The organism is Lacticaseibacillus daqingensis, assembly GCF_003946115.1.
Lineage (GTDB): Bacteria > Bacillota > Bacilli > Lactobacillales > Lactobacillaceae > Lacticaseibacillus > Lacticaseibacillus daqingensis.
On record NZ_RHOH01000007.1, the window covers coordinates 137,226 to 153,799 of the forward strand.

13 protein-coding genes, 1 pseudogene and 1 CRISPR repeat array (1 of these 15 only partly in view) are annotated in these 16,574 nt (G+C 49.7%); of the genes and pseudogenes, 1 reads left to right on the forward strand and 13 read right to left on the reverse strand.

Annotated features, from left to right (window positions below; translation table 11 throughout):
* Positions 1-1,421: direct repeats of the CRISPR family, unit length 32 nt; unit sequence ATTTCAATTCACGCACTCACGTAGAGTGCGAC; it begins 13,229 nt to the left of the window's first position.
* Positions 1,422-1,599: 178 nt separating this feature from the next.
* The 8 genes from EKM88_RS09745 to EKM88_RS09780 all read right to left on the reverse strand — a co-directional run bounded on the left by EKM88_RS09745 (position 1,600) and on the right by EKM88_RS09780 (position 10,926).
* Positions 1,600-4,125: a CRISPR-associated endonuclease Cas3'' gene (locus EKM88_RS09745; protein WP_125705651.1), complete on the reverse strand. Its 2,526-nt coding sequence runs from the start codon at positions 4,123-4,125 to the stop codon at positions 1,600-1,602.
* The gene (gene cas7c, locus EKM88_RS09750) at positions 4,115-5,050 is read right to left on the reverse strand and encodes a type I-C CRISPR-associated protein Cas7/Csd2 (RefSeq protein WP_164512069.1); all 936 of its coding nucleotides are present in this window, start codon (positions 5,048-5,050) and stop codon (positions 4,115-4,117) included. The genes EKM88_RS09745 and cas7c overlap by 11 nt, the downstream gene beginning before the upstream one ends.
* Positions 5,043-6,923, reverse strand: coding sequence for a type I-C CRISPR-associated protein Cas8c/Csd1 (cas8c, locus tag EKM88_RS09755; protein ID WP_164512070.1), 1,881 nt, complete (start codon positions 6,921-6,923; stop codon positions 5,043-5,045). The genes cas7c and cas8c overlap by 8 nt, the downstream gene beginning before the upstream one ends.
* 1 nt (position 6,924) lies before the next feature.
* Positions 6,925-7,647 (reverse strand): type I-C CRISPR-associated protein Cas5c, encoded by a 723-nt coding sequence (cas5c, locus tag EKM88_RS09760; RefSeq protein WP_125705657.1) that lies wholly within the window; start codon positions 7,645-7,647, stop codon positions 6,925-6,927.
* A 275-nt stretch (positions 7,648-7,922) separates the two neighbouring features.
* On the reverse strand, positions 7,923-8,210 hold the full coding sequence (cas2, locus tag EKM88_RS09765) for a CRISPR-associated endonuclease Cas2 (protein ID WP_125705659.1): 288 nt from the start codon (positions 8,208-8,210) through the stop codon (positions 7,923-7,925).
* Positions 8,211-8,219: 9 nt separating this feature from the next.
* Positions 8,220-9,251: a type I-C CRISPR-associated endonuclease Cas1c gene (gene cas1c, locus EKM88_RS09770; protein ID WP_125705662.1), complete on the reverse strand. Its 1,032-nt coding sequence runs from the start codon at positions 9,249-9,251 to the stop codon at positions 8,220-8,222.
* On the reverse strand, positions 9,248-9,901 hold the full coding sequence (gene cas4 / locus EKM88_RS09775; protein WP_125705664.1) for a CRISPR-associated protein Cas4: 654 nt from the start codon (positions 9,899-9,901) through the stop codon (positions 9,248-9,250). Before cas4 ends, cas1c begins: the two co-directional genes overlap by 4 nt.
* A 227-nt stretch (positions 9,902-10,128) precedes the next feature.
* On the reverse strand, positions 10,129-10,926 hold the full coding sequence (locus tag EKM88_RS09780; protein WP_225418466.1) for a DUF2399 domain-containing protein: 798 nt from the start codon (positions 10,924-10,926) through the stop codon (positions 10,129-10,131).
* A gap of 497 nt (positions 10,927-11,423) precedes the next feature.
* Here EKM88_RS09780 and EKM88_RS09785 point away from each other — a divergent pair, with 497 nt between their 5' ends.
* Positions 11,424-12,110, forward strand: coding sequence for a beta/alpha barrel domain-containing protein (locus EKM88_RS09785; protein WP_125705666.1), 687 nt, complete (start codon positions 11,424-11,426; stop codon positions 12,108-12,110).
* A gap of 94 nt (positions 12,111-12,204) precedes the next feature.
* On the opposite strand, the gene EKM88_RS09790 is transcribed toward EKM88_RS09785, so the two are convergent.
* The 5 genes and pseudogenes from EKM88_RS09790 to EKM88_RS09805 all read right to left on the reverse strand — a co-directional run.
* Entirely contained in the window at positions 12,205-12,792 is a 588-nt protein-coding gene (locus EKM88_RS09790) for a DUF3841 domain-containing protein (protein WP_125705668.1), read from the reverse strand.
* Between the two features lie 201 nt (positions 12,793-12,993).
* Positions 12,994-14,148 carry a hypothetical protein gene (locus EKM88_RS09795; RefSeq protein WP_125705670.1) on the reverse strand — a complete coding sequence of 385 codons (1,155 nt, stop codon included), beginning with the start codon at positions 14,146-14,148 and terminating at the stop codon, positions 12,994-12,996.
* 452 nt (positions 14,149-14,600) lie between these two features.
* Positions 14,601-15,836 (reverse strand): hypothetical protein, encoded by a 1,236-nt coding sequence (locus tag EKM88_RS09800; protein ID WP_125705672.1) that lies wholly within the window; start codon positions 15,834-15,836, stop codon positions 14,601-14,603.
* Positions 15,837-15,905: 69 nt separating this feature from the next.
* Complete coding sequence (locus EKM88_RS13340) at positions 15,906-16,061, reverse strand: hypothetical protein (RefSeq protein WP_164512071.1); 156 nt, start codon at positions 16,059-16,061, stop codon at positions 15,906-15,908.
* 294 nt (positions 16,062-16,355) lie between these two features.
* Positions 16,356-16,574 (reverse strand): annotated as a pseudogene (locus tag EKM88_RS09805) (tyrosine-type recombinase/integrase); the annotation flags it as partial.

Below are 16,574 nucleotides of genomic sequence, written 5' to 3' on the forward strand. Positions count from 1 at the left end.
TCATGACGCACCCCGAATGGATTATTTCAATTCACGCACTCACGTAGAGTGCGACCTCAAGAAACGCATTGCTTCGGAGCGCGGCAATATTTCAATTCACGCACTCACGTAGAGTGCGACAATCAACTTAGTAACGCCCTCCACAGCAGCTCATTTCAATTCACGCACTCACGTAGAGTGCGACTCCTTGGGAACCGCTTAGGTCGGCAATATAGGTATTTCAATTCACGCACTCACGTAGAGTGCGACTCATGTTTAATCTTCCTTTCAGTTCTTGATTTATTTCAATTCACGCACTCACGTAGAGTGCGACGACGTTTATCATTTCCACCGCCGGGTTCGATATATTTCAATTCACGCACTCACGTAGAGTGCGACGGTCTGCACAATGTGCATACCCTTGGCGGAGACCAATTTCAATTCACGCACTCACGTAGAGTGCGACGCAACTTCTTCACCAAGGTGGTTGTACCGGGTATTTCAATTCACGCACTCACGTAGAGTGCGACCCGAAATCAAAGCGCTCATCGGCGTAGTATATATTTCAATTCACGCACTCACGTAGAGTGCGACCTTACGCCCCCAAGCGTTTGATGTCATCCAGCTCAAATTTCAATTCACGCACTCACGTAGAGTGCGACCTCCGGTCAGCTCAAAGACACTGATGCCTTCTTATTTCAATTCACGCACTCACGTAGAGTGCGACTGTTACCAAGAAGGTAATCAACCGATACATGGAATTTCAATTCACGCACTCACGTAGAGTGCGACGGCAATATCGGTTACCCGATTCAGGCAGGCATATTTCAATTCACGCACTCACGTAGAGTGCGACGCCAAAGCGGTCGACAAACCTAATCCTTGGATATTTCAATTCACGCACTCACGTAGAGTGCGACGGTACCGTCTTCGATCCAGATGCCAAGCTTGGAATTTCAATTCACGCACTCACGTAGAGTGCGACGGGAAGTGCGGTAACGTCGAAGCCGCGTCTGCATTTCAATTCACGCACTCACGTAGAGTGCGACGGCAACACAGGCAGACTTCGATAATTTCTGATAATTTCAATTCACGCACTCACGTAGAGTGCGACATCCAGTCCGATCTTGTCAACGCCGATCTTTCTGATTTCAATTCACGCACTCACGTAGAGTGCGACAGCTCTGTCGGAAAGCTGAGGATATCCCCTTTTGAATTTCAATTCACGCACTCACGTAGAGTGCGACCAAGGCCGCTACTGACAGCGGTGGCACGGTCAAATTTCAATTCACGCACTCACGTAGAGTGCGACACAGCTGATCTCGAAGCTTCAATACCTGTAACAATTTCAATTCACGCACTCACGTAGAGTGCGACGCAATAGACCCGCTGGGCTCGCCTCCAAGACTTATTTCAATTCACGCACTCACGTAGAGTGCGACCGCAACATAATGTGTAGAGGGCTTCCCTAAACCTAGATATTGCGGCTAGTAATCATTTCACTCATAATAATAAGGTAATTTCTCCACAAAAACAACGAATCTATCGTAAAAAAAGGTGCGAATCTGCCGAGCATGTTATGTTCGACATCGTTTCGCACCAGCCAACTTATATAGTAACTCAAAGTATCATGGCATGAACCGGAAGATCTTCACTGATTCCCATCTCCGGATCATAGTTCATTGTATAGTATATCCCACCCTGCTTTGAGGTTTCAATATAACCGATTTGACTAAACTTACTTAAATTGTATACCTGCACGGTAAAGGCTTGCGCTTGCTTCATTAAAATGGAAAGATGATCCGCTGGGGTTTCCTTCGATAACAACGCAGTGATAATATCGAGACCACTGACTGCATGATCTTGACTGATTATTTCGCCATTCTCTAAGTCAACGTTAGGATCGTAACCGACAATCACCGGTGTCGTAGGACTGTCAATAACTTGAAAATGGCGACTAATCGACTGAGAAGCTGCACTAACGAGACCGTAAGACGCAAGTGGTCCTTGCGTGCCCAGTACAGGTTTGGCTCGTGCGACTGATGAAAAACGCGCATTGTTGACCAAGTGGCCTTGCGGTAGGAGATGGCCCCAGTCAAACAAGAATGATTTTTCATACGGGTAACGCATGGTTTGCATGCGATCGAAACCGTCATAATACCGTGCAAAAAATTGCTTGATGCAACTTGGTGCCAGCAATTCAGCGCTGGGATTAAGCTTCCAAACTGCGAGTGTGGCTGACTGCCCCGCCGTTAGTTCCTTTAAACTACTCATACGTTCTGCTGAACTCACCAGTCTAACAAGATGAACAAACCCGACTGGCATCTCGTGATTACGATTACAACGCCCCGCAGTTTGAACGACACTATCCAGTCCAGCCAAAGATCGGATAGCCATCTGAAAGCTTAAATCGACGCCGGCTTCAATTAATCGCGTTGAAAAGACGACAACTTTCTGTTCGTTCTGATGTCCTAGCGCGCGCCGAATCCAATCAAACCGTTTCTGACGATTAGCGGGACACATATCCGTTGACAGATGAAAAGTTCGGACGCCTTCTTGGGTGAACTGCTCATAGGCACGCTTAACTGCGCCCTTTGTATTCAATACAACCAGAACGCTATCAACACAAGTCAGCTGCTGAGTTATAAAGTCATCGAGTTGTTCGATTGTCCATTGTTCATCCAGATGCGACACCAATCGCGTTCGCGCAAACGTCTCACTAACTCGCTCAATATCTGGAACGATTTCAATTGGCTCTGTGGTTAATCCCTGGCTCAGCCGCTTATCGCTTAGGTCGGGTTGTGTGGCCGTGCAAAGCAGCACAGTTGCACGACCATGCGCGGTCACCCAGTTAACGAACGCGTTATGCATTGCAATCATTTTTATCGGTAGCGTCTGCACTTCATCCATAATGATAACGCTGTGCGCCAAGCGATGCATATGCCGCAGGTTGCGACTGCCGCTACCAAAAATTGCATCAAAAAACGCAACTTGTGTGGTCACAACCACCGGCGCATCCCAGGCATCTCGAGTATAGCGATACTCTTCACAAATCTGATCATCGTTCACGACAACATTTGAGTGATACTCAAGAACGGTCGTCAGATCATCATCTGCAACGTTCAAGGCAGCGCGTATCGCCTTTGCATTTTGCTCAATAATCGTCGTATATGGGGCAACGTAAATGATTTGGTTCATCCCCTGGGCTTGTGCTTGGCGCAATGCGAATCTCAGACTTGAAAAGGTTTTTCCGCCGCCAGTTGGAACACTAAGACTATAGAGGCCTGAATCGCCATCTCCAGCAATGGCACTCAAGTTCGACATCTGTTGCCGATCCAGGTTGAGCTGACGGGTAGCCTCGTTTGCACACACCTGACTCGACCGAGCCACAACACTCGCTTCGTTGATTTGATTCAACTCCAACAGTCGTTCAGTACTCGTGAAAATTTGATTGGGACGATTAATCGAAAAGTTGGCCGTATCAGTATGATCGGCGTCAACGAGGCAGGATGCAATAAAGCGCTGGTAATACAGCTGATTTGCAAGCAGTTCATCCGCACCAATACGCTGAGCTTCGGCAACCACAGCAATGCATTCGTTAATAAAGTCAGCGTGTGACATTTCACCGACGCTGAAATACGCGGTCGCTATTTCTGCTGGAGTCCAATCCGCCATCGGTTCTTGCATTTTGGCAAAGAACGGGAAGTAAGGTGCAAAATCATCAACTTCCGTCGTTACGACATTTTTGATTGGATCCAAGAAATCGTATGGGCCAAGTGGATTATGGTGCGCCATGATGGCATTCGCCATCATGTCAGCCAACGTGACCACCGCCAATTCCTGAGGATCATCAAAGTCCCCTGTCAGCCAGTGGTTCTGACGTAACTCCTCGAACAGAAGCCGTGCTCCTGCAAAGGCGTGATTAACTTGGGCGTTGTCGTTTTCCTTGATATGTTTTTGAAAACGCGCCGAATATTTACCTGCATCATGGAGCTGGCCAACCAGCCGACACGTGTGTTCAAGCCCAACAGCCGCACCAAATTGTGCAGATAGTTCCCCCGTTGCGATGAGGTGATCACGTAGGCCCTGCTCGCGAACGTTTTTTTCGCCCGCAGTATGACCGATGAATCGATGCTTAGAATCCATCGATCACTTCCACATGTAGGCCTTCGATGTTCGGGTCTTCAACGCTAACTTCCACCTTAGTAAAGTCAGCGTCCTGATAACGACCTTGATCATCCGCAAACAACTCTCCCTTTTGAATTGCCACTGGATTTTTAACCTTAGTTGCGCCATGGACAAGATACGGCGCTAATTGACCAAGCTGAGAATCGTGTTCCCACCAGATAAGCTTAATTACCGCCATTGAGCCTTCCGGACGGGCAGCAGAACTATCGTTAACAAACAGCGTACGCAATGCTTCTTTCAACGCAGCGGCATCCTCCTGCGTAAAGCCACTCTTCTGCGCCAGCTCGATGTTGATACTTCCGTTGAAAACATAGACGCCGAATGGCACAACGGCCTTGGTGCCCATCGTATCACTTCCCTTGGCACTACCAGGCTCTAGGTTAATTGACTTAGTAATTTGTTCCTCGCGGATGACGATTGGATCTGTTGAATATGCGGCCTGAATGCTAACTGGGCCGCGCAGTGGAATTGAAACCCCATCTAGTCCATCGTTACTCCCACTTTTGAACGGTAAGACTTGACCAAACGCACGGACATCAATCCAACTGGCGTTAGCTGCGGCCATAAGCGCATATCGGTCAACTGGTTGCTTCTTGGTTACACCCGCCAACACCTTCTGAACTTGCTCACTCGCTTTAAGCCGATCACGCAAATTAGTTGGCTCTCCCACGGGAATCCGGTCTTGCGATTCAACCAACACCGGCAAGTTCATATCTTGCCACCGATTGCGAATCTTACGTTTGATGGCCACATCGCTGATTTCTCCGAGCCCATCCGAGTTGACGCGTGGGCGGTTACTATCGAGTGGATCCCCGTTCGGATTCGCGTTCTTAACGCCAATGACGACTGTAAAATCAACTTTGTGTGCTAAAACATTACTCATGATCCTTACCCCCATTTACTTTCGTGGCCTGCCGTTCCGAAAAAATTTGTGCCGCTTCCTGCTGTAATGCCGTTCGCTGATCCATGAACCCCTTGAACACATTACCGGTCAGTGGGTCATCGTTCTTCATGGCGTTATCTTCAAACTGCTCAGTTGCCTGTTGCCAGTGTCCCATATACCGTTCACGTTCAGACTGAGCCGTCACTCTGGGTAAGTATGCCGTCATCATTGCCGCTGCGATACGATTCCAGGTTGTGCTGGGTTGGGCGATAAAGCTGGCATAGAAACGTAATGCAGTCGTAAGCCGCGTTGTCCCAGCACCGCTAGTGTGGCTTTGGAGCGTCCGAGCGCGAGTTTCAATGAAGTCAGCGATAGCCAATAGTCGACCAAACACATAAGAGCGGTCGTGTTCATGTTCATTTAGCGACATATCCATCTTCTCCTTATCCAGAAACCGTGAATTGTAATTTAGCAAGCTATCATAGACAAGCACGTCTTGTGTCCAAACATCGGCCCCTTTTTTCTGGCCGCGCGTCACATTCGTATACCCCACGGGTTTACTGATGCGGCGATAAATCGCTTGACGGATATCATCTGGTACTGGCCGGCCATTAATGATTGCGAGTGCCAAGCGACTGGTTGCTCGCCGCCGGATTGCCGTGTACCGCTGGCCACCGGCACCGATTAAGTAGGCGGATTCGATCACCTGATTCAGTGAAGGCGTGAAGACGCCCCAGCTGCACTGAATCGTCGCGCCCCGATTCCACTGGAGCAGGTTGGCTCGAAACGTGCCAGATTGCATCAAATCGTAATACACAACGGACATTCGTCCCGTCGTGGCGGCATCCAAAAATAAAACGTTCACGCTCTGATCTTCAGGTAACGCCCTGACCCGTTTAAACAACGCATCATGATAGGCCGTGGCGACTTCTTGTCCGGCAAGGTCTCGCGGTCCTTCGAACACCAGCCGAAAAACGCCTGCCGCTGGTTGTGACTGTGCGTCTCCGCCCCGAGTCCAGACTAGAAACACACGAGAGTCTAGCATTATACCCTGCCGCTGAATCAACCATTTCAGTGCATGCGTCATCTTCTGCGAAGACTCCAGCCCAATGTGATAAAATTCCGTGTCTAAAAACATCCCCCGATAGGAAAACCCACTGCCATCATTCGCTGAAATCAGCTTAGCACTGCTAGCTGTTGGGTAAATATTCTTTTCCAGCATCGGTGCCTCAGGCTGCAAATTCCCAGTCAAGTAATCAATCGCTTCTGGCAAGGTGCGCTTCATGACAGGTAAGTAATACGCTTGCCACGCTTCAAAAAGGCGTTTATCTCGCCACGGAGTTTCCTCGCTAACGTCTAAGCTGACCAAAGCAAATCGGATGAACGATTCACCTTTTTCAATCCGACTAATCGCTTTCGCATCATCAAATTGCGCTAATAAGTCTACCATGACGGTTGCACCCGCAGTATAGGTCGCCACAGCCTTAACAATTGGTGGTGCCTCAACATCTGCTGCCCAGTCTTTGATCGTCTGCTGATAGGCCAGGTAGCATTCCCTCGCACGTTTGGCTTTATCACCAGCATAAGGTGCAAAGTCACCGGCAACGTATTTGATTTTGTCATGCAACGGAAATGCTGCCACATTATTCGCCCGCCCTGCGGCAGTGATTGTGGCTGGAATCACAGTCAGGCGCTCATCATCAGCAAGCGCACGCGCACCTACAAACTTCCCCGCCTCATTGATGCTGATCTGGTAATCAACCTTTACTGAGACATGCGCTAACGGCATCAAAGTTTGCCCGGCGCTGTCAAAGCGACCTACCTCGTCTGCGTTCTCGTCGAAGGTTGCCACTAATTCTTGGTAGATAGTCACTCTAATCGCCTCCCAACAACTCGTGAAACAAGGTATCGACCGGCTGTTCAATCGGCCGTGGCTGCATTGGTGGATCAACCAAACGAATCAGTTGAACATCTTCAACCGCCTCTGGCCGCGGAAATTTGATGATTCCGTTCACCATAGACGGATTCCAGAGTCGAACCGAGAACTCGTTGTGGCCAGTTTCGCTAGGGTAGTTAAAACCATGAACCATTGTGCCAAAATAACGGATGGATTCCTCTCGGTGATCATAAAACCCCTCATGCTCACCGAAGTGGATCGGCCGAACATACGCGGCACATTCTCTAGTTCCAAGATAAATATCCCGCCGACCGCCACGAGCTAAGGCCCGATTAAACACAGCTATGTGCTTTTTCATATTGCGATCCTGCCTCAAGTCATGTCGTTGCATGTTCCATTCGATGTGTGCTCTTACCTGGTAGCACGGGTCCTTCAGATACGAATAATAAGCAAGATCCGGGCTCCCATCCAATTGAATAGGCCGAATCCCCTTCGACTCAATTCGAATCTCACGCATGACACGAACTTCATCGATTACGTAGACTATAGTCGGCTTCCAGTAAACGCTCTCAACGATTCCAATCAGCGACTGATACGTTGGAATCGGTAAACTCATTCGCTCTGTCCCCTTGGTTAGAGCCGAAGTAAAAAGGGCATTAGGGCCCCAAACCTGGAACGTTAATACATTCTCACTCGACACAGTAAAGTCACCTCCAAACAACGCTTTCTAGCTAACAGCCGTCCCGGCCTAAGAAACTTCTAGCCCATAAGTAGAGTATAACGCCAAAATCTATTTTCTTCAAAAATTATACACACATATGAAAATTTAAATTAAGAGTACACCAGAACTCTGTATTCTGGCTCTTGACTGCAATTTTACACCCATATTTTTCAATTCACGTCCCACGACGTACTGATCTTTCAGTAATAGTCTCATCAACTACCCCCCAATCATATCAGCTTGTCAGCAGTTCCTCAAAGAATTATTGCATGATCCAGCGGTTCAACCTCGCGGGTGCCAACGTGTCTGATTTTGTTCGCATATTGCTTCCCCAACTGATAATAACGAACCGAATCTAAGTCCGGATCGATGATTGCAAGCATCTCGTGTTGCAATTGGTGGAACTGCAAATTATCAATCAAACATTCAAAAACCGAATTCTGTACCCGTTGACCGTAACGCCCACAAAGCTTCGCAACGCGAGCCAAACGCCGCGAACCCTTCGGTGACGTAATTGCAATATCATAAACAACCACAATCATAGCGACCTCCTACTTCCAAAGAAACGGTGGGTACGCATCGATATCCCCGCGCAGATAACGCGCCAACAATAGCGCCTGAACGTGAGGAACCAGTCCCCATTGAATCTTTTCTTTCAAAAATGGGTGAACTAACTGTTCACTTCGCCGATCCTGCCAAGCTGCTAGGACAGTTCGTCTCCCTTGCTCCGTCAACAGCACGGCACCGTCTTCCTGACTCATAAAGTCGCGCTTACGGACCATTCGCTTATTGATCAGAGTTAGCACAAAACGATCCGCAAAGACACTGCGGAGCTCTTCCATCAAATCAAGTGCGAGAGATGTTCGACCCGGTCGATCTGTGTGCAAAAATCCCACGTAAGCGTCTAGTCCAACTGCCTCTAAGGCGGCTGCACAGTCATGCGCTAATAACGTATAGGCATACGATAACAAAGCATTGGTTCGGTCAAGCGGTGGCCGACGGCTGCGATCAGAAAACGAGAATTCTGATTGCTGCTGTAAGATCAGCTCACCAAAAACGCTGAAATAAGCTCTCGCAGTATTCCCCTCGATTCCGCGGAGCGTTGTCGCATCGTTTACTTTTTTTAACGCTTGAAGGCCTTCCCGTAGCTGCTGAATTGCAGCGTCAAGCTGCGTCGCGCTTACTACCAGGCTATGATCGCGCTTTGCTCTAGCTAAAACCCAGCGCTGATTAAAAAGCTTGCCAATCAAAAATGCTTTGGCCAACTGCAATGCCTCAGTCTCACTGTCGGCGACACGATACTGCGCTCGCCTTAAAAGCACATTACCATTCAGCTCCCCTGTCAAACGGCCACAAAATTGACCTGTCTCTGACAGAAAGCTCAGCGCAACATTATGTTCAAGACAATATCGCATTAGTCCAGGGCTAGCCCCTGGATAGCCGAAGGTAACAATGCCCTCGAAACTGATTAGCGGTAGTTTAGCCACTGTTTCGTGGTTACTGGTCACCACAATATTGCCGCCATCCAACTTAAGATACGCTTTGGGGTTAGTCACATATAATGTTGTGAGAATCTTTTTCATTCATCCAGCCGTCCTTCAATGTATGCTGCCACAGAAGATTCTTTCATCAAAGCAGGCAGACAAATTTCCTGAAGCGAACACCGTTTGCACCATGGACCCGTCTTCACCTTTGGTGTATATTGACGCTTCCATAACCGACGCATCTCCTGAAGTCGATCAAGAAGATCCTGACGCATTGCCTCGGTAAACTCAATCGTGACCCGCTGATTCGTCTCGAAATAATATAAGCTTCCGAAATCAATTCGTCCTCCGAGCATTTCCTCTAGACAAAGGGTTTCTGCCAGTAACTGGTAGGTGTCAGATAGATCCCGTTTCTGATGGCCGTGTTTGTACTCGATAATTTCCGGTCTATATCGTTTAGATCTTCCAACTAATCTCATTCCGTCATTAGATTCCGTGAATTCAACAGCATCACAAACACCGTAAATTCCTAACTCCGAGGAGTGAACTCTCATTGCGTGGACCAGTAGCTTGTCCTTTCGCTTCTCTCGTAAGCTTGGTGTATCAGCTCGCGTATGTTTAGCACGACCATCATAAGTGAGCGTATTTTCTTCCCATTGGTGCTCGATATGAATAAGTGCCCATTGACGGCGACAGAAGAGAAAGTGTTGAATACCTGAAATCATTAAGTAATCATCTTCGGCGTACATAAGGACCCCTCCATATCTGCATTATGTACGTAAGCGCTTACTATATCAAGCAGATATTGTTTCGTTTAAACCAAATTCACTTAAGTGCTCATTTATCAACATTAATTTACAATTCGAAACATTCGTTATGATACCAATTCCTAAGTTGTTAAAAACAATTTAGCCCAGGCTACTCACCCAAACCAAGCGCTCAACTACTCATTTTTTACGGTAAGACACCCGTCAGCTCACCATTGTTCCATCAGCCACGCCGCGATCAATGCTTCGTACTCCCCAATCAGCTGTTCCTGTTCCACAAACCGCCCCAGCACCGCAATGCTATCCATCTCCGTCTGCAACGTCGGATCCGCAATCCGCAGTGCCTGCGTGCGCTTGTCATCGCGCTTTCCTTTGAGACTCAACCACCCCATCACGCGGGGCGGAGTCTGTAAAACAAGGAGCTGCGCTGAATCCGGCAGGGCCGCCTTCAGCGTATCCGCGATGCGAATTCCGGTTGCATCGAGGTCGCCGAGGTAGGTCACCTGCAAGCCTCGCGCGACGAGGCGTTGCATCAGCGTCAGGTAGGCTGGTTGAAAATCGTTGCCGCCCTGCGCGATCAGCGGCCAGTCAGGGTGCCGATGATGAAGCCAGATGAACACCCCATTATTTTCGATAACCACGGCACGGTTCGCCGCCAACGGCCAGTCGCCCATCGCAGGCACCTGCCAAGGGTTCAGCGTCAGGGGTTGGGGCAGCGATGTTGCGAAAACGTTAGCACTGACGAACGCCATGCCGATCAATTGTGCCGACAGCTCCCGCGTCCCTGATAAAGCCGCACAGTGGTCGCGCACCCAGTGGTAATAACGGTAATGCGCCGGATCCACGTCCTTGTCACTGAAGGCATGGGCCACCAACCCCGCGTCAACGGCCTGTTGCGAGCGTGGCGGCATCATCTCGCCTTGTTGCATCCGGTCGAACAGCGCATCGATGGCGTCATGCTGCGGGGGCAACGACACCGGCGTCTCACACTTGGTGCGTTTTCTCAATTTTGCGGCGCTCCCGTCAATCACGCTACAATTCGCGCGGGCCGGCCCAAATCGGGCGACACACTGAATTTCAAGGAAAAAGGCACTCGACCAATCCAAAAAATGACGCGGCGCTGGCCCCGAATGCCCGAATAGCGCGGCGCAGCTCATCAGCCGCAATTTGGGGCCGCATCCGATGCAAAAATTTTCCGTGTGTCGTTTTTCTTAAAACGCGTCAAGTCACGCGTTTTCGTACGCCCCTCGCAGAACGGGCAAGCGTGACCAAGACTGAATCTGTGCAAACGCATGCAACGACCATGCATGCACCTGCGCAAAAAGGCGGTATCTGTTGCCTACCGCCTGGTGATTCAGTCGTGACCAATACTGCCACGTCATGTGCCAGTGCCAATGCTTGAGCCCCACTGCCCCCTATGATAGTTTTAACAATATAGACGCGACCCTCAACTGCTCCAGCTTGGCGGTTGCCAGTTCGTATCAACTCAAGGAGGTAAACGCTTATGACTATCAACCGGGAGATTCCCAATTTAACGTCCGAACTCCGCAACAGCATCGTGACCTCGCCCCCTGCGATTCGCGGCGCCTCGGGGATCAAATTGTTTGGCAAACGGATCAAGTCCATCGTGTATTCCACTGACGTGGCCGCCATTGCGAACTGCGATGCGGATGCCATCTTGGCCGTGTACCCGTGGACGCCGAACACCCGGATACTCGATGCGATCAGCCGTGTCGCCAACGTACCGATCCTCGCCGGTGTCGGCGGTGGGCTCACCAAGGGGCTGCGCTCGGCGACCGTTGCCCGCTTTGCTGAGGAAAACGGCGCTCAAAGCGTGGTGGTCAACGCGCCGGCGAGCCTCGAAACCATTCAGAATATTCGGGCAATCGTCGATGTGCCGATTTTTTACACCGTGGTCAATCAGGCCCCGGACCTTAACGCCTACATTGCAGCCGGCGTCAGCGCGCTCAACGTGGCCGGTGGGAGCCAAACCGCGGCCCTTGTGCGATGGATCCGCGAGTCGCTGGACGACACGGTGCCCAACTTCCCGATCATTGCGTCAGGCGGCAAAACCGATGCCCACATCCAGGCCACCATCGCGGCTGGGGCCAATGCGATCACCTACACCGCTTACGGCGTGACGGAGAAGACCTTCCAGGAGAAAATGGCGTATTATCGGGCGCAACACTGAGGCGTGCCAATGGCTGATGCGAGCGTGGCCGCCAGGTGTCACCACCTACTGAAGCGGCCACATTTGATCCTGACACTGCCAGCCAAACACTCGGTCAATGCCGCAGTGGCGACCAATGGAACCGTCTAACCGTCCGCACATCCGCCAAGCGCAACGCCCAAAACGTCGCCTGAACGTAACATCCCCGCCGTTGCCACGCATCATCAAAGGGCGTGACACAAAAAATTCTCGTCCATGACCTTTGCTTCAACGCCAAGGCCTCTTCCACCGAACGGGCATCCAGCCATGCATCCTCCGCCGTCATCACAGCCTCGTTCTTAGCATCACCCACGTACCACTGGTTCAGCACCGCGTGCCAGTTTTCCTGGTCGCTTAGTAATACCTGACTGTCCGGCAGTTCAAGCTCCAAGCACACGCTCGGATCTGAATAGTTTCTAAACTCGGCTGCCCGCAAGTCCGGTTTCTTGTGTTGCCAATTCAACGTGTGCCACGCCCAAATCAGATAGGTCACCCCAGCAGGCGGCGCGCCGACGCGCATACGCATTTGCGCAACCAGCCAGTCATACGCTTGATGAAAATCATCCCAGTCCGCGTATGGTGACCTGGCAAATTCCGCATAAATGACGCCTTCCTGCCGCAGCTGGTCGTACAAAGGTTCTGGCTGGATCGTCCATAGCCGCAAAGCGCCTCCCCCCTTCCCTGAAACACCCGCGCCTCAAATCAAGTCTCTGGCCAGCCGTTTTTGTGCCTCCACGACCATCGCACCGGCACCGACGATCTACGCCAAAGTGCCGCGCGTTAGGCGCTTTGCCACAATCTTTACGGTCAAATTAAGACCAGTAACCACACGCGCCACCAAAGCACATTTGCCGGGTCTAGCGCTTTATTCGCCAAGATCCTCAAACGTCGCGTATTCATCCCCGTGCTCGCGCATGAACGCAGCCAGTAGCTTCTCGTCTTGCACCATCACATGAACCACCGTACTTTCAGAGTCATCTGCCAGGTACTCGACCACTCCGCCAGTCAACGGTTGATACTGCGCAACCACTTCAGCTACATCGCTGTCGCCTGCGTGGCTTTGGGCATACCAATCTAAGAAGCGCTTCATTTTTGCAGTTGCCGCGTCAAAGTCAGCAGCTTCTTCTTCACCAGCGCGTAACTCAGCCAAAAAGCGTGCAATCCCTGCCTCCCGTTGGTTAGCTTCCGTCCCTTCATATGTCAGCCACCACAGTAGGTCCGCAAATCCAGTCCAAAAATCTGGCCCCTCAATCGTGACATCCATCCCCATCAGCTCTGAATAACTCAGCAAATCGACACCACTGTAATCTTCAGCATCGCCTGCAACACGGTACACCGAATGCCACTGCATCCCCTCTTCGTCGGTGTCAGGGTCATAGCGAACGACCAAGTGCCAATCCTTAAACTCCGCCAACCCCTCAAAACTGCGCAGCTCTGCCAGCACCTCATCGACAAATTCCGCTGCGTGTCCATGCAACTTGTCACTTGTGTCATTCAGCGTGCCGATCAGCGCCATCCGATTCTCACGGTCGTTCGCAGCGTGCACCACCTCAGCCATTGAATACTGCTGCGGCAAGTATGCGCACAACACGAGGTCATCGTCCACATGCGCATAATGCTGCGCAAAATTTTCCTGATCAGACGGTGAAATCACTGACCATGCCACTGGAAAGACCTGCCGGTTCTCACCACGATACAACTCGATGGCCGTGATATCTTGAAAATTCTGTAGCCGCTGAATCCCGGGTTCTGCCAGCCTTGGCTGTTCGAAGGTATGCGCTTCTAACACGCTGGCCTCAGTCGCCGGTAACCGCAAATAGAAGTCATCCGCACGCTGTCCGTCAACCCACAATTCCTTGATCGCATCAGGCCGCAAACTGACCACCTCGACATTTTCAAACACGATGTCGACGCGTGTTAGCGGCGCTAGATCGACTTGTTTGCCAGAGCGTGAAAGTCGGCGGAGATATGCGTCTGATGCGCCAGGGGTGATTTCGCGTTGATAAGTTGAAATAGACATCGTGGGCCTCCTTATCCTTTGTAGTAAATGACCAGCAACTGCACATGAACGGAATTCTTATTTGTCACGAAAATAAGAGTTCGCCAGTGCTCTGTTAGGACGGAGCGACGTATTGGCACATTTAGAGCAGGTAAACGAATTTACTAATATGATCAAATTGATGATACTCTGCCGGGGATTGTAATGCAAAACAGACGGTCAATTGTACGCGTTGACGTGTAAGATCCCTGTCAGCTAAACATTGCAACAATTTACACATCTTCAACAACCCTAGTTGCCTCAACAAACTATTTATAACTAACATTTATATTTATTCGACATGCGAAAAACCAGCAATCCACCTCTTGATAATAGATGCTGGTTTTTAGAAAACCTCGAACAATTACTGCTCGTATACTCAATATGAGTCACTCAATGGCTCACGCACTCTGACAAACGCCCCCCTCATATCACTATCGATTACGAATATACTTACTCAAAGCTTCCCTGATTGTCCAAATCACTTCTTGATTGTTGGTCGCCGCTGCCAGATCCTCCAATTTAGAGAACAGTATAAGCAATGTCTCAACTTGGTCGGCAGTTTCAGCCTCCGTGCGCAATTTAACAACCTCTTCACGCGTCTTTTCTGTAAGAATTGACTTTGATCTGAGTAAAGGATTGAAAATTTTGGCTAACGAGGCATCGCTCGCAGGCTCGTAAAGCTTTGCCGCATTCACAGCCAGGAAGACTTGATTAGAGGCTTCATGAAGCCTGCTAAGATTTTTTAGCCTTTCCGCAATTGTCTCCAGCCGCCACCCATGGTTAATCGTGAACACAGATGAATCAGATAGCGTGACAGTTGACTCCCGGTAATCGAGTTTATATAACAACTCAAAATTGGCACTACCGTCTGCAATCTCACTGTTACGAATTGCAAGTCCTACTTGCGCGTGCACGCCACCCTCTAATTCGGTTGTGTCTTGCGATAATAGCAGTAGATCCATTTTAGAATCTGTGACGTCCAGCGAGCTAACATAGAAGTTTACATGCTGTTCTTTAGCATATTGGTATGCACCCATCAAAGCCAAAAATAGAACTTCACAATTGTCATAGTTTTTATACGACTGATCACCCACTACAGATCTCAAAAGAAGCTTGCCGTCTTCTTGCTTTCCCTTTCTCAGGAACCTGAATTTAAATGCCCGGTCCGGAGTAATCCCACGAAGCTTTTCAAGTGTTTCTAAAATTAATAAAGTATTCCCTTCCTCAATTTGTGCCTCTGCGAAGGTATTCATCTTGTACGACTTATCTAAATATTGTTTTCGAGCGTCATAAATTGTCGTGCCCTCTGCAAAAATCCCTTTATGGTCCGGTTCCCAGCATTTGAAGGCCATCTCAATCCGAGAATCTCCAGAGCTACGCGGGAAATCGCTAATTTCAAAGTCTTTTGCAGGAATTACATAGTCCTCTTTGACAGTATTTAGCTCATTAAACACGTCTAGTACAGCTTTGGATCCTGCTATATTGAGATTTTCATCGCTAATCGGGAAAAGTTTCAACATTTCCTCAAATATTTTCTGATCATTTGCGGTCATTTGCGGAAAAAGTTCCTTGTATTTACGCAACATTTCAAATACTTCCGCAATAGATGCCGACTTTCCGCCTATTTGATTACCTAACTGCCTGTGTTCTACTGAATCTACGCTCATACAAACACCCCCCAAAAAAATAATTAGAATACGCTTCCACAAGCAATTATACATCCTTTCCGAGTATTTTCAACGCCATAAACGTTGTCCATCTGTAACATATGCTTTGAATATGATAACTTCCACAACTTCGTCGATGCTGTTGATGCCTAGCTCCGCGCGGCCATCGAGATCGGTGATGCCCGGATCATCTCCATCATCTGGGGAGCACATGACGTCGAGCACGGCCAGATCCTCTTATGGCTGGACCGCGTTGAGACCAAGGTCGTCAAGACGCCGGAGGCCATCCACTTCCTAATGCACAAGAACCGGCATGGTACCTGCACCATCAAGTCACTTGAAGACATCATGGGACTGACGTTTGAAGTATTGCCATAGACAACTAGATACAGCAGGGTCTCCCAGATAACCACTACTGGACGGTCTTCTTCTATATAGAAGAGAGGATGAGCTACCAATGGATAACCGTTCCATTCAAGCGTATCTTCGGCGGCGCTAACCCGTGTCATCACTGATTTTCTATGCCTCAGTCAGCATTTTGGCGGGGAGTTTGGCGGGGCTTAATTGGTCGTACTTCACCGCCTGATTGCCCACGAACCGCACCTGATTCTGACCCGCTGTCTTGATCGTGATATTACCCGCAATCTGTTCTGCGATGTCGGCATCCAGCCCGCCCCACAAGTGCGAGTAGTGCTTCAGCGTAATCTCTGGTGACGAGTGGCCTAAGCGCTTAGACAA